Origin of the sequence: Campylobacter concisus (assembly GCF_003048675.2) — a bacterium.
Classification (GTDB): Bacteria; Campylobacterota; Campylobacteria; order Campylobacterales; family Campylobacteraceae; genus Campylobacter_A; species Campylobacter_A concisus_F.
The window spans coordinates 723246-747387 of record NZ_CP060707.1; the positions used below are offsets into that span (position 1 = coordinate 723246).

General features: G+C 40.2%; 20 protein-coding genes, 1 tRNA gene and 2 rRNA genes. 11 read left to right on the forward strand and 12 right to left on the reverse strand.

Features of this window, described 5'->3' with window-relative positions:
- Positions 1-332: 332 nt before the first annotated feature.
- Positions 333-3238 (forward strand): 23S ribosomal RNA (locus CVT00_RS03670).
- 133 nt (positions 3239-3371) lie between these two features.
- Positions 3372-3490 (forward strand): 5S ribosomal RNA (rrf, locus tag CVT00_RS03675).
- 676 nt (positions 3491-4166) lie between these two features.
- Here rrf and CVT00_RS03680 read toward each other — a convergent pair.
- The 3 genes from CVT00_RS03680 to CVT00_RS03690 all read right to left on the reverse strand — a co-directional run bounded on the left by CVT00_RS03680 (position 4167) and on the right by CVT00_RS03690 (position 6257).
- The gene (locus tag CVT00_RS03680; RefSeq protein ID WP_103558159.1) at positions 4167-4973 is read right to left on the reverse strand and encodes a hypothetical protein; all 807 of its coding nucleotides are present in this window, start codon (positions 4971-4973) and stop codon (positions 4167-4169) included.
- 223 nt (positions 4974-5196) lie between these two features.
- Positions 5197-6021, reverse strand: coding sequence for an adenylosuccinate lyase (locus tag CVT00_RS03685; protein ID WP_103558160.1), 825 nt, complete (start codon positions 6019-6021; stop codon positions 5197-5199).
- A 50-nt stretch (positions 6022-6071) separates the two neighbouring features.
- Positions 6072-6257: a hypothetical protein gene (locus CVT00_RS03690; protein ID WP_021086974.1), complete on the reverse strand. Its 186-nt coding sequence runs from the start codon at positions 6255-6257 to the stop codon at positions 6072-6074.
- Between the two features lie 109 nt (positions 6258-6366).
- On the opposite strand from CVT00_RS03690, the gene CVT00_RS03695 reads away from it, so the two are divergent.
- Positions 6367-6443: transfer RNA gene (locus CVT00_RS03695), tRNA-Arg, on the forward strand.
- A gap of 42 nt (positions 6444-6485) precedes the next feature.
- Here the strand turns inward: CVT00_RS03695 and truA are convergent.
- From truA to glmU, 7 genes are read right to left on the reverse strand one after another with little or no spacing between them, the layout of a single operon-like run.
- Positions 6486-7217 carry a tRNA pseudouridine(38-40) synthase TruA gene (truA, locus tag CVT00_RS03700; protein WP_103558161.1) on the reverse strand — a complete coding sequence of 244 codons (732 nt, stop codon included), beginning with the start codon at positions 7215-7217 and terminating at the stop codon, positions 6486-6488.
- The gene (locus CVT00_RS03705; RefSeq protein ID WP_103558162.1) at positions 7217-8245 is read right to left on the reverse strand and encodes an LptF/LptG family permease; all 1029 of its coding nucleotides are present in this window, start codon (positions 8243-8245) and stop codon (positions 7217-7219) included. Before CVT00_RS03705 ends, truA begins: the two co-directional genes overlap by 1 nt.
- The gene (locus CVT00_RS03710; protein WP_103558200.1) at positions 8238-9026 is read right to left on the reverse strand and encodes a prepilin peptidase; all 789 of its coding nucleotides are present in this window, start codon (positions 9024-9026) and stop codon (positions 8238-8240) included. Before CVT00_RS03710 ends, CVT00_RS03705 begins: the two co-directional genes overlap by 8 nt.
- Before the next feature lie 7 nt (positions 9027-9033).
- Positions 9034-9705, reverse strand: a complete 672-nt coding sequence (gene uppS, locus CVT00_RS03715) for a polyprenyl diphosphate synthase (protein WP_103558163.1) — start codon at positions 9703-9705, stop codon at positions 9034-9036.
- Positions 9706-9708: 3 nt separating this feature from the next.
- Complete coding sequence (locus CVT00_RS03720; RefSeq protein ID WP_103558164.1) at positions 9709-10395, reverse strand: hypothetical protein; 687 nt, start codon at positions 10393-10395, stop codon at positions 9709-9711.
- On the reverse strand, positions 10392-11564 hold the full coding sequence (coaBC, locus tag CVT00_RS03725; RefSeq protein ID WP_103558165.1) for a bifunctional phosphopantothenoylcysteine decarboxylase/phosphopantothenate--cysteine ligase CoaBC: 1173 nt from the start codon (positions 11562-11564) through the stop codon (positions 10392-10394). Before coaBC ends, CVT00_RS03720 begins: the two co-directional genes overlap by 4 nt.
- Positions 11551-12861 carry a bifunctional UDP-N-acetylglucosamine diphosphorylase/glucosamine-1-phosphate N-acetyltransferase GlmU gene (gene glmU / locus CVT00_RS03730; protein ID WP_107915455.1) on the reverse strand — a complete coding sequence of 437 codons (1311 nt, stop codon included), beginning with the start codon at positions 12859-12861 and terminating at the stop codon, positions 11551-11553. Before glmU ends, coaBC begins: the two co-directional genes overlap by 14 nt.
- A gap of 136 nt (positions 12862-12997) precedes the next feature.
- On the opposite strand from glmU, the gene CVT00_RS03735 reads away from it, so the two are divergent.
- The 8 genes from CVT00_RS03735 to CVT00_RS03770 are packed head-to-tail and all read left to right on the forward strand — an operon-like array spanning position 12998 to position 22398.
- Complete coding sequence (locus CVT00_RS03735; RefSeq protein ID WP_021086711.1) at positions 12998-13765, forward strand: motility protein A; 768 nt, start codon at positions 12998-13000, stop codon at positions 13763-13765.
- Complete coding sequence (locus tag CVT00_RS03740) at positions 13765-14544, forward strand: flagellar motor protein MotB (protein ID WP_004318176.1); 780 nt, start codon at positions 13765-13767, stop codon at positions 14542-14544. The genes CVT00_RS03735 and CVT00_RS03740 overlap by 1 nt, the downstream gene beginning before the upstream one ends.
- Positions 14545-14555: 11 nt before the next feature.
- Positions 14556-15278 carry a flagellar type III secretion system pore protein FliP gene (fliP, locus tag CVT00_RS03745; RefSeq protein ID WP_411148868.1) on the forward strand — a complete coding sequence of 241 codons (723 nt, stop codon included), beginning with the start codon at positions 14556-14558 and terminating at the stop codon, positions 15276-15278.
- Complete coding sequence (locus tag CVT00_RS03750; protein WP_107915457.1) at positions 15278-16543, forward strand: TolC family protein; 1266 nt, start codon at positions 15278-15280, stop codon at positions 16541-16543. Before fliP ends, CVT00_RS03750 begins: the two co-directional genes overlap by 1 nt.
- Positions 16540-17283 carry an efflux RND transporter periplasmic adaptor subunit gene (locus tag CVT00_RS03755; RefSeq protein WP_107915458.1) on the forward strand — a complete coding sequence of 248 codons (744 nt, stop codon included), beginning with the start codon at positions 16540-16542 and terminating at the stop codon, positions 17281-17283. The genes CVT00_RS03750 and CVT00_RS03755 overlap by 4 nt, the downstream gene beginning before the upstream one ends.
- Entirely contained in the window at positions 17280-20306 is a 3027-nt protein-coding gene (locus CVT00_RS03760; RefSeq protein WP_107915460.1) for an efflux RND transporter permease subunit, read from the forward strand. The genes CVT00_RS03755 and CVT00_RS03760 overlap by 4 nt, the downstream gene beginning before the upstream one ends.
- Entirely contained in the window at positions 20303-21538 is a 1236-nt protein-coding gene (locus CVT00_RS03765; protein WP_107915462.1) for a TolC family protein, read from the forward strand. The genes CVT00_RS03760 and CVT00_RS03765 overlap by 4 nt, the downstream gene beginning before the upstream one ends.
- Positions 21535-22398 (forward strand): EamA family transporter, encoded by an 864-nt coding sequence (locus tag CVT00_RS03770; protein ID WP_107915464.1) that lies wholly within the window; start codon positions 21535-21537, stop codon positions 22396-22398. Before CVT00_RS03765 ends, CVT00_RS03770 begins: the two co-directional genes overlap by 4 nt.
- 72 nt (positions 22399-22470) lie before the next feature.
- Here CVT00_RS03770 and CVT00_RS03775 read toward each other — a convergent pair whose 3' ends face one another.
- Positions 22471-22842, reverse strand: coding sequence for a hypothetical protein (locus CVT00_RS03775; RefSeq protein WP_107915465.1), 372 nt, complete (start codon positions 22840-22842; stop codon positions 22471-22473).
- Between the two features lie 52 nt (positions 22843-22894).
- Entirely contained in the window at positions 22895-24142 is a 1248-nt protein-coding gene (locus CVT00_RS03780) for a ComEC/Rec2 family competence protein (protein ID WP_107915467.1), read from the reverse strand.

Below are 24142 nucleotides of genomic sequence, written 5' to 3' on the forward strand. Positions count from 1 at the left end.
GCAACTTTGTGCTTTAGGGGTTTCTAAAGGGTGTAACTCTTTGGTCGTAAAGACTAGCTTGCTAGTCTGCGAAGTCTAAATGTTCTTTTAATTAATATTGTTAATAGTCACAAGCAAGTTTTAAAAACAATTTTACAGGACTTGTTAAAGATTTAAATTTCTATCATCTTTGCATTTAATGCAAAAGTTTGACATCACAATCTATTTAGGATTTAAAACTTATCTAAATAGTAGTCAATGCTTTCCGTCTTGAGAGCTAGAATTTAAATGTAGTAACATAAAGTTATCTTTAACAAGGAAGTGATGCGAATTAGAATAATCTAATATAGAAAAGGTAAGCTACAAAGAGCAAGTGGTGGATGCCTTGGCTAGTAGAGGCGATGAAAGACGTGCCAGGCTGCGATAAGTCTCGGGGAGCCGTCAAGGGGCTTTGATCCGGGAATTTCTGAATGGGGCAACCCAACTAATAGAGATATTAGTTACCGTATAACGGAGCAAACGAGGGGAATTGAAACATCTTAGTACCCTCAGGAAAAGAAATCAAAAGAGATTACGCTAGTAGCGGCGAGCGAACGCGTAAGAGGGCAAACCACTAGTTTACTAGTGGGGTTGTAGGACTGCAATATAGACTAAACTTAGCTAATAGAACGACCTGGAAAGGTTAGGCACAGAGGGTGATACCCCCGTATATGAAAGCTTTGTTTTACTTAGCAGTATCCTGAGTAGGGCGGAACACGTGATATTCTGTCTGAAGCTGGGTAGACCACTATCCAACCCTAAATACTACTACTAGACCGATAGTGCACAAGTACCGTGAGGGAAAGGTGAAAAGAACTGAGGTGATCAGAGTGAAATAGAACCTGAAACCATTTGCTTACAATCATTCAGAGCCCTATGATTTATCAGGGTGATGGACTGCCTTTTGCATAATGAGCCTGCGAGTTGTGATGTCTGGCAAGGTTAAGGAAACCCGGAGCCGTAGCGAAAGCGAGTCTTAATAGGGCGTTTAGTCAGACGTTGCAGACCCGAAACGATGTGATCTATCCATGAGCAGGTTGAAACCGGTGTAAGAGCCGGTGGAGGACCGAACCCGCTAGCGTTGAAAAGCTATGGGATGACTTGTGGATAGGGGTGAAAGGCCAATCAAACATCGTGATAGCTGGTTCTCTCCGAAATATATTTAGGTATAGCGTCATGTAGTAACACTAGGGGGTAGAGCACTGAATGGGCTAGGGCATACACCAATGTACCAAACCCTATCAAACTCCGAATACCTAGTGTGTAATCATGGCAGTCAGGCGGCGAGTGATAAAATCCGTCGTCGAGAGGGGAACAACCCAGACTAACAGCTAAGGTCCCTAAATCTCATTTAAGTGGAAAACGATGTGGAGTTACTTAAACAACCAGGAGGTTGGCTTAGAAGCAGCCATCCTTTAAAGAAAGCGTAATAGCTCACTGGTCTAGTGATTCTGCGCGGAAAATATAACGGGGCTAAAATGAGTACCGAAGCTTTAGACTTAGTTTTACTAAGTGGTAGGAGAGCGTTGTATTTGCGTTGAAGGTATACCGGTAAGGAGTGCTGGAGCGAATACAAGTGAGCATGCAGGCATGAGTAGCGATAATTGGGGTGAGAATCCCCAACGCCGTAAACCCAAGGTTTCCTACGCGATGCTCGTCATCGTAGGGTTAGCCGGGTCCTAAGCAAAGTCCGAAAGGGGTATGCGATGGAAAATTGGTTAATATTCCAATGCCAACTATAATGTGCGATGGAAGGACGCTTAGAGTTAGAGGAGCCAGCGGATGGAATAGCTGGTCTAAGAGTGTAGGTTGGAGTTCAGGCAAATCCGAATTCCTTTAAGCCGAGACTACGAAAGGTGCGTGAAGTTCTTCGGAATGAATCGTAATTCCTTAATACTGTCGAGCCAAGAAAAGTTTCTAAGTTTAGTTATAGTTGCCCGTACCGTAAACCGACACAGGTGGGTGGGATGAGTATTCTAAGGCGCGTGGAAGAACTCTCTTCAAGGAACTCTGCAAAATAGCACCGTATCTTCGGTATAAGGTGTGCCTAACTTTGTGAAGGATTTACTCCGTAAGCATTGAAGGTTACAACAAAGAGTCCCTCCCGACTGTTTACCAAAAACACAGCACTCTGCTAACTCGTAAGAGGATGTATAGGGTGTGACGCCTGCCCGGTGCTCGAAGGTTAATTGATGACGTTAGCTCTGCGAAGCGTTTGATCGAAGCCCGAGTAAACGGCGGCCGTAACTATAACGGTCCTAAGGTAGCGAAATTCCTTGTCGATTAAATATCGACCTGCATGAATGGCGTAACGAGATGGGAGCTGTCTCGAAGAGGGATCCAGTGAAATTGTAGTGGAGGTGAAAATTCCTCCTACCCGCGGCAAGACGGAAAGACCCCGTGGACCTTTACTACAGCTTGACACTGCTATTGGGATAAAAATGTGCAGGATAGGCGGGAGGCTTTGATCCATAGACGCCAGTTTATGGTGAGCCATTGTTGAGATACCGCTCTTTTTTATTCTGATAGCTAACTAGCTTGAGTTATCCTCAAGTAGGACAATGTCTGGTGGGTAGTTTGACTGGGGCGGTCGCCTCCCAAAATGTAACGGAGGCTTACAAAGGTTGGCTCAGAACGGTTGGAAATCGTTCGTAGAGTATAAAGGCATAAGCCAGCTTAACTGCGAGACATACACGTCAAGCAGAGACGAAAGTCGGTCTTAGTGATCCGGTGGTTCTGTGTGGAAGGGCCATCGCTCAAAGGATAAAAGGTACCCCGGGGATAACAGGCTGATCTCCCCCAAGAGCTCACATCGACGGGGAGGTTTGGCACCTCGATGTCGGCTCATCGCATCCTGGGGCTGGAGCAGGTCCCAAGGGTATGGCTGTTCGCCATTTAAAGCGGTACGCGAGCTGGGTTCAGAACGTCGTGAGACAGTTCGGTCCCTATCTGCCGTGGGCGTAAGAAGATTGAGGAGAGTTGACCCTAGTACGAGAGGACCGGGTCGAACCAACCACTGGTGTACGAGTTGTCCTGCCAAGGGCACCGCTCGGTAGCTATGTTGGGATGTGATAACTGCTGAAAGCATCTAAGCAGGAAGCCAACTCCAAGATGAATCTTCTTTTAAGAGCTCATATAGACTATGTGTTTGATAGGCTGGGTGTGTAATGGATGAAAGTCCTTTAGCTGACCAGTACTAATAGCTCGTCTGCTTATCTTTTAATAAGCATCACTTCCTTGTTAAGGATAAAAACTTAATAAGATATGTTTTTACAAAACTTTGTTTATGACTTTTAACTTTATTTAGTAGTGTTAAATAAGAGATTTAGCTAATATATCTTTTATTTAACACTGCCCGTGACTATACAGACGAGGAAACGCCTTGCTCCATCTCGAACCAAGAAGCTAAGCTCGTCCTGGCTGATGATACTCTCCCTTACTGGGATGTTGGAAAAGTAGGTCGTTGCGGGCTTTGTTGTTTATCTGCTTTAATTCTTATATTATTAATTCTGGTTTTTATTAGTGATACTTTCTATTTAAGTATAAAATATTGGTTTGTACTTTTTTAATTAGTTTTTATTGATTAAATGTAGTGTTTTTTATATTTGTTTTTATGTTATAGGGTTACCTAAATCGCATTATTTTAAGCTAAAATAAAAATCTCTAAAATTTAGATATATTTTGGCATATTTACATTTACTTGTAGTAGCAAGATATAAAGTTTCAGTTGAAGATTTATATACCATTTATGTAAAATTACTATTAGTGCAAATTTATTTTTTAGAAGGTCTTATGCTCTAGTAAGCCTTGATTATTCAGGCATATTTCTAATAATCAGATTAAATTTACATTTTTATATAGTTTGTTAAACCTTAAATAATGTATTATTGGTTTATTTTTAAAACAACCTTTTAGCTATTTAAAACATATGTCTTTTACTATTAAATTTTAGCATACTAATTTTCAAAACTTTACAAAAAATGAATTTTGTTTATTCCTAGAAATTTTATTTTTTATATTTCTGATATTACATTGCTATTATTTAAATAATTTATTCTTAACTTCTAATAATTTTTATAGTTTGATCGATTAATAATAAAATTATAATAAAAAAATATACTTAACTTATTGGTTTTATAGTTATGAATTTATTTTACTTTGTTGTTATTTTTTATACATTTTGCATGAAGCTCGTCACTTAAGAACTCCGGTTTGATCTCGCAAAGTTCTATTTCTTGGTAGCTCTCACCAAATGCTTTTGGGTTGACAAGCAAATTCATATAGTACTTTGCAGAATAAAGGCTTTTTAGATTCTGCTGTACAAAGAAATTATCAAGTCCAGCAAATTCATAATCATATTGTCTTATCTTTTCAAGGATACTTACGATCGGATGTTTGTCCATCTTTTCTGATTTAGTCAGCACAGTGTGTAGGCTTTTCCAAAAGTCGTCTTTGGCGATAATATATTGTTTATATGATTCGTTTCCAAAAAGTGCTATTTCTTTGGCTTTTTTAGTATCTTTTGGGCTATTATTCTCAATATACCCAAGTTTATTTTGTATGATAAAAAGCTCATTTGTGTGTCCACAAGAAGCGTCTTTGCAAACTCTTAAATTCTTGTATCCTTGTAGTGTTTTAAGATAATCATTGCCAGACACGGCAAGTTTTAAAAGGTAGGACACTCTGTCATTCCATTTTTGTAAGTAGAGTCTGTCTAATGTTTTTTGGTTTTTACCATCGGTTTCTATATATGTTCCAGCATATTTTATCCGTTCGGTTGCCAAAAAGATATCTAAAAATTCTTTTTGCTTTTCCGAAGATAGTTGTTTTAGTTCGGTTAAATTTGTAATTTTTTCTTGTAACTCTTTTGCCTTTGTGTCAAGTTCTATTACTTTATCAGAAGCAAATAAAGTGCTAAGTAATACAAAAGTTATTATCAAGAATATTCTTTTCATATTGTATCCTTTAAAATTTTTATGCTAAGAATACCAATTCTGTTAGGGTGGCGCAATAAATTTGCATTGCAAAAAGCAAATTTATCAAATTACATCTTTAAAGTCAAACTAAGTATCCTAATTTGCATTGTGGCTAACTTATTTTTGTAGTTCTTATATATTTTTTAATTAGTTGATTTTAGCCTTTTAAATATATTTTTCAAATTTTAATTTTTAAAACCTTTTATCCTACCTTTATAAAATTCTCTTGGTTTTTAAAAAATGGTTTTAGTGCCTCATAAGCTGCTTGGATCTTTTTAAATTTAGTGTTATACTCGTTTTTGATGCTTTCGCTCTTGTTTGAGTGTCTATCTGGGTGGTAAATTTTAGCAAGGGCTAGGTAGCTATCTCTTACGGCTTCAAAGCTATCATTGTTTGAGCAGCCTAAAATTTCAAAATTTTCTTCTAGTAAATTTGCCAAAGCGCTGAAGCGACTTTTAAATTTGGCTGAGTTTTGGATCTTGTAGTTTCTCTTGAATTCTTTAAATTTGACTTCATTGTAGTTAAAATTTACTATAAATTTTAGATGTTCGCGTCTTGAAATGATCTCTTCTATCAAGTCAAAGTCGCTATCTTTTTTTATTTTTAGGCTAAATTTATGATTTTTTTCATCAAATTTAGACTCATTGCCTTTAAAATTTTGCAAAATGTAGCTAGCAAAAGCTCTTGGAGTATTGTTTAGCGTAAAGATCATCTCGTCATTAAAAAAATCTATGTCGATATTGTAGATGTTTGTTAGGGCGTTTCTTTGCACTAAAGATAGTTTTATGGTTTTGTATTTTGCAAAGGTCACGTCAAGCTCGTTGCCCTGTTTTTCGTAGAGTTTTTTTATAAATTTTAAGAAGCATTTTCGTTGCGGGATCTCGCTCTCTTCGTAAAAAGAGATGATCTTGTCTTTGTTTGCTAGGGTTTTTGTGAAATTTTTACTTATCAGTGCGCGAAGCTCGCAAAAAAGAGCATCGCTATCGGTTAAAATGCTTAAAGATTCTAAAGTTTGGGTTATATTCATGGGTTTCTCCATTCAAAATATCCCCATTTAAAGCAACTAGCGTTCCAAAGTTAAATTTTCCTGATATTGCTATCTTTTGTATATGCCAAAAACTCATCTTTTAGCTTTTGTTCTTTGTGTAAGATTGCCTCCTCTTTTGTGTGAGAAAGAGCCTCTTTTTGCGGCTTTTTAGCCACGCCTTGCTCTTTTGCAAGCTCTTTTTTGATCTCTTTTAGACTATCGAAAAAATCGTTCATTTTTGCTCCTTTTGCACAAAGGATTTTACTAAAAAGGTTATAAATTTAAAATGAATACAATCTCTTTTTAAGGAAAGTTTGGTTAATATTACAACTTAATTTTTCATGTGCGCTCGTAGCTCAGCTGGATAGAGCATTTGATTGCGGTTCAAAAGGTCAGAGATTCGAATTCTCTCGGGCGCACCATCCTTTTTCTCCCCAAATTTTATTTTCAGACCACTTTTTAGATTAGTTAAATTTATAAAAAACTCTATTTAGATATAGCCCTTCAGCTGGTGCTGGTATGCGAGTTAGGGCAGGATGTCCATTTAGCGAAGCTTTGATGAGCTTGCTACCATCTTTTTGCTTTAGCGCTTTTAGTAAATTTGCAACCATGAGGCGTACCTGGCCACGCAAAAAACCATTTGCCTTAAAAACGATGATAGTTTGCTCTTTGTATGCGTAGCAAAATGCTTTGTAAATTTCGCGCACTGGGCTTTTTGTGTCGCTTCCAGTTTTCATATATGCGCTAAAATCATGCTCTCCGATAAAATTTCGCAAAATTTCATTTGCTATTTTGGTATCAAATTTAGGCAAAAAGACCTTGTAGTTTGAGCTAAAAACATCAAATTTGCCGTGATTTATCACATATCTATACGACCTTGCCACTGCGTCAAATCTCGCTTGAAAGCTATCATCTACTAAATTTATGCGTTTTATGTGAATGCTTGGGTGCGCGTGGCGGTTTATAAGATCTTGTAAGCGTCTTAAATTTTTAAAGTGATCGCCGCAAATGACGCTTGAGCTTTGGTTGTTTGCGTGCACGCTTTTATCGGTGCGCGAGCTGGATACTACTCTTTCAAAAATGCCAACGTGAGCTAAGGCGCGCGCAAGCTCATCCTCTACGCCATTTTCGTGCGGCTGGGTCTGTGAGCCTTGAAATTTCGAGCCATCGTAGCTGTAGATTAGCTGAATTTTCATCAGTATCTTCGTGTGATCTTGGCTTTATAAAGCAAGACGCCGGCTAGTAAAAATACGAAAAATATGAGCGGTATCGCAAGCGATGGCTTTGATGAAAAGAGCATGATGAGCGTAAAATATCCAAACAAAACGCCAAATGTGCCAACATAGACCATACCCTTTTCATATCTATATGTGACGATGCCAAGGCTGATCGCAAAGAGCGTGCTAGCAAGCGGGAAGAGGGCCACTAGGACGTAAGTACTAAGGTCTTTTCTACGTTTATCGCTGCTAGCTGCCTCCATCCAGTACTCTTTGATGCTGCCAATGTCGCTTATTTCCTCGCTTTGGGCGGTTCTTATCTTCATCGATTTGAAGTTGCTTTGATGATAAATTTCATCTCTGATGTCATACATTTTGCCCTCGTTTAAAGAGAGCTCCACGCTTTGACCCACGTTTATGATCTTTGCATTTTTGGCGGTTATTAGGCGCTGTGAGTCTTTAACAAAGGGGTTAAACATCACGATATCTTTGTAGGTCGTGCCATTTTTGTCTTCACTTTCGCTGCCCACATAGACCATCCAGTCGGAGAATTTTTGTCCAAACTGGGTTGGCTTTAAATTTAGCTTAGCAACTGTCTTTTTATAGTCGATGAAATTTGCATTTAGCTGAGCGGCTATTGGTATCATGACGATGGCAACTACCAGCAAGGCAGCGCTTAAAAGGGCTGAAAATGCTAAGAAAAATCTTGCTATTTTATTTGGCGAGCCACCAAGTGTAAAGATAACGATACTTTCATTCTCTTTTGATAGTCTAAAAAGTGTCATCGCAAGTGAGACGAAAAATGCGATGGGCACGACAAAGAGCAGCACGCGTGGGAGCATAAATGAGTAGAGTTTAAAGAGCTCACCAAAGCTGATCTCGATATATGAGGTGATACGCGCGATCTGGATGAAAAAGACGATCGACATGATCAAAAAAAGCGTACTAAATAGCGATGCAAACGTGCCTAAAAAGTTAAACAAAAGATATTTATTTACTCTACTCATAAATGAACCTTAAAATTTCTAAAATTTGCCCGTTAAAAGTGTAGGTGACAAGCAGCCCCAGGCTTAAAAATGGCACAAAGGCTAGCTCATAGCCCTTTTTGCGAACGAGCGCATAGACTGGAAGTGTGAGAAGTGCGGCTAGATAGATCGCCACAAGGGCTAGCTTGGCTGGTAAAATGGCTCCGATGATCGCTGCGATAAAGATGTCGGCACTGCCCATAGCCTCGCGCTTCATCGCATAGCTCACGACAAATCTAAGCGCCCAAAATATAAAGCCAAAGAGAATTAAATTTAAAATTTGAGCAAAATTCCCTTTAAAGATAAAAAGCAACAAGGCATAGGCAAATGCAAAAAATAGCGCCGCAAAAAGAAGCGCATCTGGCACGGCTTTATATCTTATATCTATGACGCTAAGGGCTAGTAGCATGATAAAGCAAAGCCCTAAAAATAGCGAACAAAGCAAGGTTTCTACGCTTAAAATTTCGCCGCACTCTTTAAAAAAGCAGATCAAAAAAAGCAATCCAGAGGCTAGCTCAACTAGTGGATAGACAAGGCTTATCTTTTGCTTGCAAAAAGCGCATTTGCCGCCTAAAAATAGCCATGAAAAAAGAGGGATATTGTGATAAAAATTTAGCTTGTGAGAGCATTTTGGGCAGTGCGAGGCTGGGAAATTTATACTTTCACTTCGTGGCAAGCGGTATATCAGCACATTTGAAAATGATCCCACGCAGATGCCAAAAACAAAAGCAAAAAAGGCAAAAAAGATGACTAAAATATCCATTATCTCACTAAACTCCGCCAAATCTTCGCTCTATATCTTTAAATTTAGCCACGATGCTTGCAAGCTCATCCTTGCCAAAATCTGGCCAAAGTGTCGGTGTGAAAAATAGCTCCGCATAGCTTGCCTGCCAGAGCATGAAATTTGAAAGCCTGCTCTCGCCACCAGTTCTAATGAGAAGATCCACCGGCTCACTCTCATCAAGTGCCGCATTTAGGCTCGTTTCATTTATCTCGCAGCCTTTTAAATTTAGTTTTCGCACAGCTCTAATGATCTCATCTTTTGAGCCATAGTTTATCGCTAAATTTAAAAGCAAATTTGTATTTTTTCTTGTCGCATTTTTTGTGATTTCTATCTCATTTTTTAGCTCGTCGCTAAATGGCAAGATGTCGCCGATCGTGTTAAATTTGATCCCATTTTTTATAAAATCATCACGCTTTAAAAGAAGAAATTTCTTAAGCAAATTCATCAAAAAATCAACCTCTTTTTGCGGTCTTTTCCAGTTTTCGGTGCTAAATGCGTAAAGGCTTAAAATTTTCACCCCGTTATCGATGCAAAATTCGCACATATCGCTCACCACATTTGCTCCGGCCTCGTGCCCATTTGTCCGCAAAAATCCACGCTTTTTCGCCCAGCGTCCGTTGCCGTCCATGATGATAGCGAGGTGGTTAAGTTTGTTCAATGTCTAGCCTTTAAAGTCAATTATCTGCTCTTTTTTACTCCAAAGAGTGCTTACGTTTTGCACCACAACTGGCGTGTCAAATTCGCTTTTTAGCAAGCTTGCGACGTTGCTAAATGGAGTTGCGATCTCACACAAAATTTCATCTTTAAATTTAAAAACAAGCGGCGCAAAATTTGAAAATACTAGAAAAACTCTCATCTCATTTTTCTCTTTTTTAAGCTGAAAAATGCCGTTTGTACCGCTATACGAAAATGGTATATGCACGACGTTTTCTTGCAGGGCTAAGAGCATTTTTGCTAGCACTCTCATCTCATCTTTTGTTTTAACTTCGCTTAAGTTTTTAAATAAATAGCTGTAAAGCCACGATAAATTCTCATTTTTTACTAAATTTTCTATCAAATTTAGCCCGTCAGCCAAAACATCCTCATCTAAAATTTTTGGTTTTTCGTATAAATTTTTTATGACGATATTTTCACCCTGACTATGCACCTCGCCCCAGTATCTAGAGCCTACGTTTAGCTCTTTTACGCTTTTTGTGTTTAAATTTCTATTTGCGAAATTTAATATGTATCTATTAAAGCCGACCTTTTGGCTCACCAAAATGCTAAGTGGCAGGGACGAATTTATCGCTACTAGCGGAGCTTGGTTGTTTTTTGCTATCTTTTGGATGCGTGAGATCTGCTCTATCATAAATTTGCTGCTAGCTCCACTATGCGCCCTGCGATCTCGTCTTTTGAGGCAAGCGGCAGTAAAATCTCGTTATTTTTTGTGATGAAATTTACCTCGTTTTGCTCGCTTGCAAAGCCATTTTTCTCGCCCAAAATATTTAGACAAACTGCATCAAGCTCTTTTTTTTCTAACATTGATCTAGCACTTTTAAGAGCGCTTTCGCTTGAAATTTCAAGCTTAAAGCCGATCTTTTTACATTTAAGCTCTTTTAAGTTTTGCAAAATATCGACATTTCTCTTTAGGTTTAAATTTAAGCTCTCTCCAACGTCCTCTTTTTTTATCTTACCATCAATTTTTGTTGGCACAAAATCGCTCACCGCAGCGCACATTACAAGTAAATTTGCCCCCTCGCACTCGCTCTTACAAAGCTCTAAAAGCTCTCCACTTGAGCTAAATTTAAGGCTAAGAAACGGCTCGCTACTAGCCTCAAAGCTAGCAAGCAGTTTCACCTCTGCACCTGCGTAGTAAAAGGCTTTAGCCAAAGCTCTTGCCATCTTGCCGCTTGAGAAATTTGTAATGGCTCTTACATCATCTATCTTTTCAGTTGTTGCACCGCCCGTTATCACCACTTTTTTGCCTGCAAAAAGTGGCTTGCTAAGCCTTTTAATGGCAGCTTCTACTATCACTTCAGGACTTGCTAAAGCACCTTTACCAACGTCGCCACAAGCTAGAGTTTTAAGAACTGGCTCAACCACTAAAGCGCCGTTTTTCTTTAAAATTTCAAGTGAATTTTGCGTCGCAAAATGCTCGATCATATTGTTATTTGCAGCTGGGGCGACAACCAAAGGCACGTGCGAGGCGGCGATTAGCGTTTGCATGAAGACATTGTCACAGATACCAGCTGTTAGCTTATTTATCGTATTTACCGAGGCTGGCGCTATTAAGACTAGATCCATTTTGGAGTAGGCTATGTGATTTACGCCATCTTGCCAGTTTTGCGTTTGTGAGCTTAAAATTTTATGCTCGCTTAGCGCTTCAAAGCCGCTTACGCTACAAAACTCAAACACTCCGTCACTTAAAGCCACATAAACATCAGCGCCTTGCTTTTTAAGCAGCGATAAAATTTCGTAAGCTTTATAAAAGGCGATACTGCCGCAAACGGCAAGTAAAATTTTCTTATTTTTTAACATCGTCTTTGCCAAAGAATTTCTCAAAAAAGCCGCTTTTGTTTTCTTGACGACCTCTGCTGATAGCTAGAGCCCCGCTCTCAACGTCTTTTGTGATGGTGCTGCCAGCTGCGATGATGACGTTATCGGCGATATTTACAGGGGCAACTAGCTGCGTATCTGAGCCAACAAAGACGTTTTTGCCGATCTTGGTTTTGTATTTTGCCTTGCCGTCGTAGTTGCATGTGATCGTGCCACAACCGATATTTGTGCCACTTTCTATCTCGCAGTCGCCAAGATAGCTTAGGTGTCCTGCTTTTACGCCGCTAAGAACACCTTTTTTAACCTCGACGAAATTTCCTATGTGTGTGTCAGAAATTTCAGAATTTGGCCTTATATGAGCTAGTGGGCCGATGTCTGAGTTTTTGATGACGCTACTTTCGATCACCGATGAGCTTTTGATGATGCTCTCAGTGATGACGCACTCGCCAAGGATGCTTACGTTTTCTTCTAGCACGCACTCGCCTTCAAATTTAGCCCTGCTGTCTATAAAAATGCTCTCAGGCATGCGCATCAAAACGCCAGCTTTCATCAAATTTTGCTTGATCTCATCTTGCATGATCTTTTCAGCGATGCTTAGCTGAAATTTATCATTTATGCCCATGAAATTTTGCTCATTAACATTTACTGCAACGCACTTTAAACCCTTTTCATTTGCTATTTTTATGGCGTCAGTTAGGTAATACTCTTTTTGTGCGTTTTGGTTGCTTATGATCGGTAAAATTTGCTCTAGCGCCTCGCGTTTAAAGCAGTAGCAGCCAGCATTTACACTTTTTATGGCAAGCTGCGCTTCGCTCGCATCTTTTTGCTCGACGATGGCCTCAACTTTGCCGTTTTTTATGATGACTCTGCCGTAGCCAAAAGGATTTGCCGCTTCAAATGAGCTCATAACCACGTCTGCTTCGGCATTTGCTAGGCGCATAAGATCAGTTGATCTAACAAGTGGCATATCGCCGCAAGTGACAAGCACCTTTTCGCCGCTTAAATTTACGCCTTTTATCGCGCCGGCAGTGCCTGGGAAATTTGCTAGATCTTGCTCGAAAATTTTAGTTTGAGGAAAAATTTCTTTTATCTTTTTGCTAATTAACTCTTTTTCGTAGTGAAGCACGACGCTAACGTCGTTTGTGATCGCATAAGCTTGCTTTAAGATGTGAATGATCATCGGCTCGCCGCATAGTTCAAATAGGACTTTTGGGCGTTTTGATTTCATCCTGGTACCAAGACCAGCAGCTAGGATTATGATTGAAGTATTATTGTTCATTTTTAAGCCTTTTAACGTTAAAAATTTCGCAGATTGTAGCAAAAAATGGCAAACATTTTTTTTAATTTAACGATTGTTTCAACAAAAAGCTAATAAAATAGCAATTCTTAAGAATTTATAAATAAAGCGAGTTTAAATGGATTTAGGAACCGTCGTCGGCTGGGTTTTGACCCTGGTGCTTTTGTTTGGATCAATGGCGATAGGCGTTGGTATAGGACCATACATCGATATCCCTTCTGTGATGATCGTTTTTGGTGGTACTATCGGCGTTATGATGGTTGGCTTCAAGATGGAGACGCTTAAAGGTATCGGTAAATTTTATGGTGTCGCTGTTAAGCCATCAGTTGTTGTAAATTTACCTGAGACTATAAAAAAAGTAGTTGATTACTCAACCAAAGCTAGGCGAGATGGCATTTTGGCACTTGAGAGCGAAGTAAATAATGAGACAAATCAGTTTTTAAAAAAAGGGCTTTCGATGGCAGTTGATGGCAATGAGCCAGATGCGATCAGGGCGCTTTTGGAGATCGATATAGATCAAACTAGCACAAGACATGCAAATAACATCAAAATTTTCGAGCAAGTAGGCGGTTTTGCAGGTGCGATGGGTATGATCGGAACACTCATTGGCCTTGTTGCGATGCTTCTAAATATGTCAGATCCTAGTGCGATCGGTCCATCTATGGCGGTTGCCTTGCTTACGACACTTTATGGTGCGATGATAGGTAACATCATCGGCTCGCCTGTTGCAAACATTCTCTCGATCCGCGATGCTGATGAGGCACTTGAGAAGCAAGTCATTTTAGAGGGGATCATGGCGATACAAGCAGGGGACAACCCAAGAACGCTTGAGGCTAAGCTCTTAGCATTTTTACCTCCAAAAGATAGAAAAAGTCAGTTTGAATAATGGGTAAGTTAATAAAACCAGAAGAGTGCCCAAAGTGTATGCCTGAGTGGCTGGCTGCCTTTGGCGACCTTATGTCGCTCCTACTTTGCTTCTTTGTTTTGCTCCTTTCTATGGCGACGATGGATGCTAAAAAGATGGAGGCTGCTGTTGGCTCGCTAGCTGGTGCGCTAAGTGTGCTAGAGGGTGGCGCAAGACCAGATAGTCAGGTAGAAAAAGAGACAGATCCTGAAAGCAGACGCACTCCAAAGCCAAAAGCTCAAAAAGGCGCTCAAAACGAGGTCACTTCGACTGTTAAAAAGATAAATGAGCTACTAACGGCTAGTGGGGCACCTGAGATCACGATGGAGGAGAGCGAGGATGGCTTTATCGTTAGGCTTCCAGCTGCGATGCTCTTTGATAAAGACAGCGCTGAAATTTCTGGCGAGGATGCGAAGCTCTTTTTAAAGCGAATAGGCATGATCATAGCCAAAATGCCAAATGAGGTAAAAACAGATATCATCGGATACACTGATAATACAAATCCAAGTAAAGACTCTATATATAAAAATAACTGGCAGCTCTCTACTGCAAGGGCGCTAAGTGTGCTTGAGGAGCTAGTTAGCGATGGCGTACCACAAGAGAGGCTTATCACTTCTGGCAGAGCCTCTTTTGATCCGATCGCTAGCAACAGCACAGACGAGGGCAGAGCTAAAAACAATAGGGTGGAAATTCACTTCGTCTCGCTCGAGCCAAAAAATAAAGAGGCTACTAAGAAAAGTATCCTTGATACGAGGAATTAGTCGTGAAAGCACTGCTTAGTTTAGCGGTTTTGTTTTGTGTAGTTTTTGGCGCTGATCCTGCGCTACCAACTATAAATTTAAGCCTAAATTCACCGCAAAATGCCGAGCAGCTTGTAAATTCTCTAAATGTTTTACTAATCCTCACCGCACTTGCACTTGCTCCTTCACTCATCTTTATGATGACTAGCTTTTTGCGCCTTGTCATTGTCTTTTCATTTTTGCGTCAAGCGATGGGTACGCAGCAAGTGCCGCCTTCAACGGTGCTTATCTCGCTTGCGATGGTGCTTACATTTTTTATCATGGAGCCAGTCGGGCAAAGAAGCTACGATGAGGGCATAAAGCCTTATATAGCCGAGCAGATAGGCTATGAGGAGATGCTTGATAGGAGTTTAAAGCCGTTTAAAGAATTTATGGTTAAAAACACTAGAGAAAAAGATCTTGCGCTATTTTTTAGGATAAGAAATTTGCAAAATCCAGCAAATATCGAGGATATACCGCTAAGCATCGCGATGTCAGCCTTTATGATAAGTGAGCTAAAGACATCTTTTGAGATAGCCTTTTTGCTCTATCTGCCATTTCTTGTCATCGACATGGTCGTAAGCTCCGTTTTGATGGCGATGGGTATGATGATGCTCCCTCCTGTCATGATCTCGCTGCCATTTAAACTACTCATCTTCGTGCTAGTTGATGGCTGGAATTTGCTAATAGGAAATTTAGTAAAGAGCTTTCACTGATGAAGAAAATTTTATTAGCACTTTTGCCTTTGGCACTGCTTGGGTCAAATTTGAGCGAGATAGCAAACAAAGCCACTCAAAACGAAATTTCAAAGATCAAAGAGCTTGAGCTAAAAAGAGCAAATTTAAATGATGAAGCGACATCAAGCGCCTACTTGCCAAGTCTTAGTTTAGAGGGCTCATACGGCAAAAACGCAAGCACCTTTCCAAGTATAGTCGCTAAAGAGTCAGCTGGAGTGCTAGCAAGGATCGATTTTCTACTATACGACGGCGGGGCGAGAGAGGCTAGGTTAAAGATGAACCAGCTTTTAAAAAATAAAGCCGCCATCGCAAGTGATGAAGCTAAAAATTACCTTGCTTTTAAGGCTGTAAATTTATACTTTAACGCCTGCGCGCTTGAAAATATAATAGCTGCCAAAAACGCTCAGGCAAATTTCTTAAAAGGCGTTTTAGACAAGCTTGAAAAGGCAAATAAAGCAGGACTTGCCGCAAAAGATGAGCTGGAAAATGTGCGGGCAAAATACCACTTGGCAAACAGCACGCAGCTTGAATACAAAAACAAAATGGAGCAAATTTTAAATGAGATAAATTTGCTAACAGGCGAGCAAATTTCGCCACTTAGCGGGGCAAAAATGGCTGAGATTGGCTCAAATTTAGCTTCAAAAAACGCCGAGCTTGACAGGCTAAATCAAGATATTTTTATAAGCGAAGCTAAGCTTAGCGAGACAAGAGCTGGCTTTTTGCCCCAAATCATGCTCTATGACACCTATGGGTTTTACAAAAACAACTACGACATCGACCTTGGCAAGTATAACGCTTATCGCCCATATCTTGATAAATATCTAAAAGAAGATACGCACGGCAATAAATTTGGCGTTAGCTTCAGGTGGAAAATTTTTGACTTTTTTGCCACTAGCAAGATGAGCCAAGCTAGCAAGATCGCGCTTGATGAAGCGAGGCTAAATTTAGAGTATAAAAAGCGTGAAAACGAGACAAAACTTAAAAATTTACAAAACGAGATCGCAACTCTTAGCTCAAAGATCGCCTCGCTAAATGAGTATGTAAAGGCGAGCGATCTAGCACTTAGAGCGAGCTTTGAGAAGTATAGCTCAGGGCTTTTAGGATATAGCGACCTGCTTGAGGCGCTTTCACAAAAATTTGACGCCATTAGCCTTTTTGAAGGGGCGAAAGATGAGCTAGAGATCAAAAAAGCGGAGTATTTTTTTGAAAGCGGGGAGAGCATTTTAGAGAGGATTAGGGATTGAAAAAGATACTTTTTTTGATGATATTTTGCGTTTTTTCATTTGCAGGGGAGGAGATTTTTGCTGATTTTGAAGTCTATGCCAAGCAAAGCTCAAAGCTTGCATTTGAGAGCAGCGGCAAGGTAGATAAAATTTTTGTAGATGTCTCAAGCCACGTTAAAAAGGGCGATACTTTAGCTAGTCTTGATCAAACAAGCCTTGAGATCGCTCTAAAAAAGGCAAAAAACGACCTAGCGCTTGCCAAAAATGCCAAAGAATTTGCTAAAAGCACTTTTAATAAATTTAACCAAGTAAAGGACGTCACCTCAAAGCAAGAATTCGATGAGGTAAAATATAAATTTGACGAGGCAGCTCTTAGGGTGGAGAGTGCCCAGATCGCCATTTTAAACGCAGATGATCATCTTAAAAAGGCCGTTTTAAAAGCTCCTTTTGATGGCGTCATAGCTAGTAAAAATGTCGAGCTTGGCGAGAGTGCTTCGCCGCTTCAGCCAGCCTTTATCTTAAACTCCGAAGAGGTTAAAATTTTAATAGCGATCGATGAAAAATATGTAAATTTAGTAAAAATAGGCGACATGTTTAAATTTAAGCTTGACGCAACAAGTGAAGAAAAAGAGCTAAAAATCGCGCTCATTCATCCAGAGATAAAAAGAGAGACTAGAAAATTTTACGCCGAAGCTTACGATGTGGGGATGAAGCCAGGCATGTTTGGTCAAGGAAAAGTGATAATCGGCGAAAATAAATGATAAAAACAGCCATAAACCGCCCCATAACTACGCTTATGATATTCTTAAGCCTTGTTGTCTTTGGCATCTACTCGCTAAAGACGATGAATGTAAATTTATATCCGCAAGTAAATATCCCGATAGTAAAGATCACGACCTACGCAAATGGCGATATGAACTACATCAAGACAAAGATCACGCAAAAGATCGAGGACGAGGTCTCAAGCATCGAGGGGATAAAAAAGCTTTACTCAACTAGCTTTGACAACCTAAGCGTGGTAAGTATCGAATTTGAGCTAAACAAAGACCTAGAGAGCGCTACAAACGATGTCCGCGACAAGATGCAAAAGGCGAGAGTTGGCGCAAACTACGAGATAGAAAAGCTAAACGGGCTCTCTTCTTCTGTATTTAGCCTCTTTATCACAAGGCTTGATGGCAACGAAACTAGGCTCATGCAAGAGATCGACGACGTGGCAAAGCCATTTTTAGAGCGCATAAGCGGCGTTTCAAAGGTCAAGACTAATGGCTTTTTAGAGCCAGCGGTTAAAATTTTACTAGATAGATTTAAGTTAGATAAAAACGCCCTTAGCGCAAATGAAGTGGCAAATTTGATAAAGGTTGAAAATTTAAAAGCGCCACTTGGCAAGATAGAAAATGAGCAGATCCAAATGGCGATCAAGTCAAATTTCAGTGCCAAAAGCATAGATGAGATAAGAAATTTAACGATCAAACAAGGGGTCTTTTTAAAAGATATCGCAAGCGTTGATCTCGCTTACAAAGACGCAAACGAAGCAGCGATAATGGATAAAAAAAGTGGTGTCTTGCTGGGTCTTGAGCTAGCTCCAGACGCAAACGCTCTAACCGTGATCGCTCTAGCTAAGTCAAAGCTAGATCAGTTTAAAAGCCTGCTTGGCAGTGAATACGACGTAAAAATAGCTTATGATAAGAGCGAAGTGATACAAAAGCACATCGATCAAACCGCCTTTGATATGATCCTAGGCGTCTTGCTGACCATCGTGATTGTATATCTGTTTTTAAGAAATTTCTCGATCACTATCATCTCAGTCGTAGCGATACCAACTAGCATCGTAGCGACATTTTTCATCATAAATGCCCTAGGCTACGACATAAACCGCTTAAGTCTTATAGCGCTGACCCTTGGCATCGGAATTTTCATCGACGATGCGATAGTTGTCACTGAAAATATCGCTAGCAAGCTAAAAGATGAGCCAAATGCCCTAAAAGCAAGCTTTGCAGGCATAAAAGAGATAGCATTTAGCGTCTTTGCGATCTCGCTCGTGCTGCTTTGCGTATTCGTGCCAATAGCCTTTATGAGTGGCATCGTTGGCAAGTACTTTAACTCATTTGCGATGAGCGTAGCAGCTGGCATCGTCATCTCGTTTTTTGTGAGTATATTTCTTGTGCCAACGCTTAGTGCTAGGTTTGTAAATGCTAAGGAGAGCAAATTTTATATAAAGAGCGAGCCATTTTTTGAAGCGCTTGAAAATGGCTACGAGAAGCTTTTAACTTTAGCGCTTAAATTTAAGCTCATATTTTTAGCTATAACGCTTGCGGTCGTTGTTTGCTCGTTTGGGCTGGCTAAATTTGTAGGCGGTGACTTCATGCCAAGCGAGGACAACTCGGAGTTTAACATCTACTTTAAGCTTGATCCCTCACTTAGCCTGCAAGCTAGCAAAGAGAGGCTAAAAGATAAAATTTCACTCATAAACGCCGATCCTCAGGTCGCTTATGCCTACTTCATCCTTGGCTACACAGACGCCAAGCAGCCTTATCTTGTAAAAGCTTACGTTAGGCTAAAGGAGCTAAAAGATAGAGCCAATCACGAGCGGCAAAACGCTATCATGCAGAGGTTTCGCGACAAGCTAAAAAGTGATGATATGAGCGTCATTGTAGCTGATTTGCCAGTGGTTGAAGGTGGCGATGTGCAGCCAGTTAAGCTTACTATCACCTCTGAAAATGGCAAAGAGTTAGAGAAATTTGTGCCAAAGATCAGCAAGATGCTAAAAGAGATAAATGACGCAACGGACGTAAATTCGCCCGAAGAAGATCTGCTAAAACGCGTGCAAATTTCTATAGATGAAGATAAGGCTAAGAGGCTAAATTTAGACAAAGCCAGCGTTGCAAGCGCCGTTTATAGCGCATTTAGCCAGAACGAGGTCTCTGTTTTTGAAAACGAAAATGGCAAAGAGTATGAGCTTTACATGCGTCTTGATGATAAATTTAGAAGCGATACAAATGATATCTTAAAGACCAAAATAAGAAGCAATGAGGGCTTTTTTGTCACACTTGGCGATGTGGCGACGATTAGTTTTGAGCAAAAGCCAGCTAGCATTTCAAGGTTTAATAGAGCCGATGAGATCAAATTTCTAGCAAATACCAAAAATAATGCTCCGCTAAATAGCGTGGCAAATGAAATTTCAAAGAAGCTTGATGAAATTTTGCCAGCAAATTTCAAGTATAAATTTCTTGGATTTGTCGAGCTCATGGACGATACAAACGCTTCGTTTATCTTTACAGTAAGCGCTAGTGCGGTGCTTATTTACATGGTGCTTGCTGCGCTTTATGAGAGCTTTTTGCTGCCATTTCTCATCATGCTTGCCATGCCGCTTGCCTTTTGTGGCGTGGTGATCGGACTTTTTATAAGCGGCAATCCATTTAGTCTATTTGTCATGGTTGGCGTCATCTTGCTCTTTGGCATGGTTGGTAAAAACGCCATCTTAGTCGTTGATTTTGCAAACCACTTTGCAAATAGCGGCATGGAGGCAAACGAAGCTGTGAAAATGGCTGCTAAAAAGCGACTAAGGGCTGTTTTGATGACCACCTTTGCGATGATATTTGCCATGCTGCCTCTTGCACTTAGCAGGGGTGCTGGCTATGAGGCCAACTCGCCTATGGCTATAAGCATCATCTTTGGGCTCATTAGCTCGACTTTGTTAAGCTTGCTTGTCGTGCCAGTGCTTTTTGCATGGGTTTATAATCTTGATAAATTTATAAGAAAATTTTATGAAAGGGAGAGAATTTGAAGAAGATTTTGGCGGTTTTGCTCTTTGCTTTGCCCCTTTGGGCTGGAAATTTACTAGAGATCATCGCTCTGGCGCAAAGTGCGAAGCTTGAGAGCTTGAAAGAATTTAATAAAAATGAATATATAAATAAAAACAAGAGCAACAAGCTAAATTTATCCCTTGATGGCAGATATACCTTTGTGCCTGATGAGCTAAAGGGCGGATATATGACAAAGGCTGGATCGATCACGGCAAAGGTCGAGTATCTCATCTTTGACGGCGGTGCTAGCGAGGCTTCGGATAAGATTTTAGACCACAAGGGCGTGGAGAAAATTTACAAAGATGAAGAGCTGATGAATTTAACCGCTTTTCAGGTCGCAAAGGTCTATTTTAATGCTGTTGCGCTCAATTCTCTTATAAATTTAGAGACAAAATTTGTTGATAGCTTTGCTAAGGCTGCGGCTGAAAATGAATTTTGGTTTGAGTATGGCGAGATAGATAAGAGCGAATTTGATGCGATAAATTTCACTCTTAATAAAAAAAGAGCCGAGCTAGACGAGCTTGGGCTTAAGCTAGCCGAGCTAAACTCAAGGATAAATTTACTCTCAAACGGCGAGATCGGCTTTAATGCTGGCTCAAAGATAGTGATGCCTGATTTTAGCAAGGATGATCTAAGTGCCAAGCTTGGGGCGATGGAGCAGGAAAAATATATAAAAGAGCAAGAAAATGAGAAGCAAAAGAGCAAATTTGCTCCAAAAATTTACCTAAAAGATACGCAAAGTGTGAATAATAACAGCTTTAAAAAAGGCGAGAGGACGACTTCGCAGATGGCTGAGGCATACGCTGATGCGAACAAGCCTAGAGTGGAGTTTGAGTGGAAGCTGCCAGATAGCCTAAGCCTCAGCAAGCAAAGCCAAACTAAGCGCATAGAGGAGCAAAAGGCCGCGCTTGATCTAAGCGACGAAGAAAACAGGATAATGGCTAGGCTAAAGGATCTAAGAGGCGTGATAGAGGGCTTGAGTGCTAGGCTAAATTTAGACTCGCTAAAGCAAGATAACCTTGATAGCGACTTTAATGACCTGCTAAATGGCTATCTTAGCGGCAAGGTAAAATTTGAGCAGTTTTTATTTGTGAGCGAGAAAAATTTTAGTGACAGGGCAAATTTTATCCTAAATGGCGATCTGCTCGAGCTAAACAAGCTTGAATACTTTTTTGAGTGCGCAAGAAATATAAATGAGGTGGTGATAGAATGAATAAACTGATCTTCGTGACCATTTTATGGGCATTTAGCTTTAGCTTGATAGGCGAGTTTTTAGCGGGCAAAGTAGATAGCTACCTAGCCGTTTTTGTGCGCGTGGCACTTGCTAGCATGGTCTTTTTGCCATTTACGAAATTTCGCGGCATCAGCCCCAAGCTCGCCCTTGGCATAATGGCGATCGGAGCGGTGCAAATAGGGCTTATGTATCTTTGCTACTACAACTCGTTTTTGTATCTAAGCGTGCCTGAAGTCGCACTTTTTACCATTTTCACGCCGTTTTATGTGACACTGATCTATGATGCGTTTAGCTTTAAATTTAGACCGCTTTATCTCTTTAGCGTTGGCGTGGCGGTCTTTGGCGCGCTTATCATCAAGTATGGCGCGATAAACGAAGGGGCGATAAAGGGCTTTTTGCTAGTGCAAGGGGCAAACATCTGCTTTGGAGCAGGGCAGAGTGCGTATAAGGCGCTTTTGGAGAGATATGACGTGGATCAAAAAAAGGTCTTTGGCTACTTTCACTTTGGAGCGTTTTTTGTGGCTGTCATAGCGCTCATAACCCTTGGTAATCCAGCTAAATTTCACGTTGATCTAACGCAAACTTTGGTGCTTTTGTGGCTTGGCATAGTCGCTAGCGGGCTGGGGTATTTTATGTGGAACAAAGGGGCTTGCGAGGTCGATAGTGGCGTGCTTGCCATAATGAACAACGCCCTCATACCAGCTGCTATCATCGTAAATTTAGTTTTTTGGCAAAAGGACGCTAACCTAACAAGGCTCATTTTAGGCGCTGCGATAATGTACATCTCGCTACTAATTCACAATAAAATCATGAAATTTTACGGCGTAAAGGCTGTGTGAGGTTAAATTTAGGGTTAAATTTGAGTTATTTAAACTAAGTAGAGAATTTTAAAAGCATCAAATTTGATCTTTTTAAGCGCCTTGCATCTTTACAAGCTGGGCGTTTAGCTGCATTATCTGAGCAAAGATAGCTCCCTTTTTACTCTGAAGCGAAGCAACCAGCTCTTTTGCGTATGGATTTTTGCTCGCACTTGCCTGTTTTATCGCGCTATCGATCTCTTTTAGCTGTTTTTGCAGTTTTTCTAACTGCTTTTTTATGACATCGGCGCTACTCTCGCTCTGGTTATTTGTTTCGCTAACTAAATTTGAAGCGTCATGCAAGATAGTGCTTTTATCGCTGCTTTGAGAATTTTCATTCTTTAAATTTGCCTCATCTGTCTTTAAATTTAGCCCACTTTTGGGAGTGCTTTTATTTAAATTTATAAAATTTGAGTTTATCTGCATCGCCTTGCCTTTAAATTTAAAAGCATATCGGCAAATTTAAGTAAAACTTTGACTACGAAAAATTTAGCAAGAAAAGCAAAAACGCTACCACGCCAAAGAGTGGCGGAAGTAGAGCTAGTGATTTAAATTTAACGCATAAAATCGTGATGGCGTTATAAAGTAAAAAGACAAATGTGCTTATGTGAAGACTACCAGAGCTTAGTCTAAAAGCTAGTATTTTGCTTAAAATTTCATCAAAAATGCCGCCATATCCAAAGAGATGAAGTAAAAAACTTAGTGGATAAAATACGCCAAATAGGTAGTTGATAGCTAGCACGCTAAGCTGCAAGAGGCTAATGAGCGGGAAAAAGTAAAGCACGGCAACCTCCATCGCAAAAAAGACATATAAATTTAAAAGTAGCGAGTTCGCTAACAGGCTAAATTTGGGCGCAAAGTATAAAAGATAGACGTAAATATAAAAGACGCCAAGGAATGAAAAATAAAAGCCAACATTAAAAAGAAGCTGCGGAAATAGGGCGACGCTAAATAAGATAACGCCAAAAAGTGTGTAGAAATTTAATATCTTTATCTTTTTGCAGATCATATAAAAGCCAGCCACGCTCATCAAAAATGCCCGCAAAAAGCTTGCTATAAAGCCGATCATGTAAAAATAGAAGCAAAGCACCAAAAATACGGCGATCGTAAAGTCAAAAATGTATGAGCGGTAAGGCATATATCTTGCGTAGATGGGCTTAAAAACGAACTTTAAAAGAAAAAAGCAAACCGCGCTTATAACGCCAAGATGATAGCCGCTAATGGCGATGAGGTGCGCCACGCCCCAGTTTGAGACGTCATCTCTTAGCTCGCCAAAGACGTTTGTGCCAAAAAAGAGCGCTGAGTAAAGTTGCGAAATTTTAGCGTTTTCGTGCTGGGCGGAGATGAAATTTATAGCCCTTTGCCTTAGACTCTCATCTCTTTTGATAACGGCTCTATCGTAGCTAGGCATGTAAAATGTGCCAGAAAGATAGTCCATGAAGCTAACGTCTATTGGCTGAACGCTAAGCGCCACGACATCATAAAGGCTGATCTCATCTTTTTTAGAAGCGGTTGTATAAAAGCTAAAATTTGAAGTGTCGATCCTGATGATTTGGCGCTTTTTGCCATTTTTCTCTTTGGTGAAATTTACGCTTACTTTGCCAACGATATCTTGCTCACCAAGCTCCATAAAAGCGTTATATTCATGAAATTTAAGCGCTAAATTTAGACAAAAAAGCAAAAGGCAAAGCAGGAGAAAATAAAATACACGCCTGCTTTTTGGCAA

Coding starts and splice junctions, on each gene's coding strand:
- CVT00_RS03680 (WP_103558159.1), bottom strand. CDS start 4,973: ATGAAAAGAATATTCTTGATAATAACTTTTGTATTACTTAGCACTTTA.
- CVT00_RS03685 (WP_103558160.1), bottom strand. CDS start 6,021: ATGAATATAACCCAAACTTTAGAATCTTTAAGCATTTTAACCGATAGC.
- CVT00_RS03690 (WP_021086974.1), bottom strand. CDS start 6,257: ATGAACGATTTTTTCGATAGTCTAAAAGAGATCAAAAAAGAGCTTGCA.
- truA (WP_103558161.1), bottom strand. CDS start 7,217: ATGAAAATTCAGCTAATCTACAGCTACGATGGCTCGAAATTTCAAGGC.
- CVT00_RS03705 (WP_103558162.1), bottom strand. CDS start 8,245: ATGAGTAGAGTAAATAAATATCTTTTGTTTAACTTTTTAGGCACGTTT.
- CVT00_RS03710 (WP_103558200.1), bottom strand. CDS start 9,026: ATGGATATTTTAGTCATCTTTTTTGCCTTTTTTGCTTTTGTTTTTGGC.
- CVT00_RS03720 (WP_103558164.1), bottom strand. CDS start 10,395: ATGATAGAGCAGATCTCACGCATCCAAAAGATAGCAAAAAACAACCAA.
- coaBC (WP_103558165.1), bottom strand. CDS start 11,564: ATGTTAAAAAATAAGAAAATTTTACTTGCCGTTTGCGGCAGTATCGCC.
- glmU (WP_107915455.1), bottom strand. CDS start 12,861: ATGAACAATAATACTTCAATCATAATCCTAGCTGCTGGTCTTGGTACC.
- CVT00_RS03735 (WP_021086711.1), top strand. CDS start 12,998: ATGGATTTAGGAACCGTCGTCGGCTGGGTTTTGACCCTGGTGCTTTTG.
- CVT00_RS03740 (WP_004318176.1), top strand. CDS start 13,765: ATGGGTAAGTTAATAAAACCAGAAGAGTGCCCAAAGTGTATGCCTGAG.
- CVT00_RS03750 (WP_107915457.1), top strand. CDS start 15,278: ATGAAGAAAATTTTATTAGCACTTTTGCCTTTGGCACTGCTTGGGTCA.
- CVT00_RS03760 (WP_107915460.1), top strand. CDS start 17,280: ATGATAAAAACAGCCATAAACCGCCCCATAACTACGCTTATGATATTC.
- CVT00_RS03770 (WP_107915464.1), top strand. CDS start 21,535: ATGAATAAACTGATCTTCGTGACCATTTTATGGGCATTTAGCTTTAGC.
- CVT00_RS03775 (WP_107915465.1), bottom strand. CDS start 22,842: ATGCAGATAAACTCAAATTTTATAAATTTAAATAAAAGCACTCCCAAA.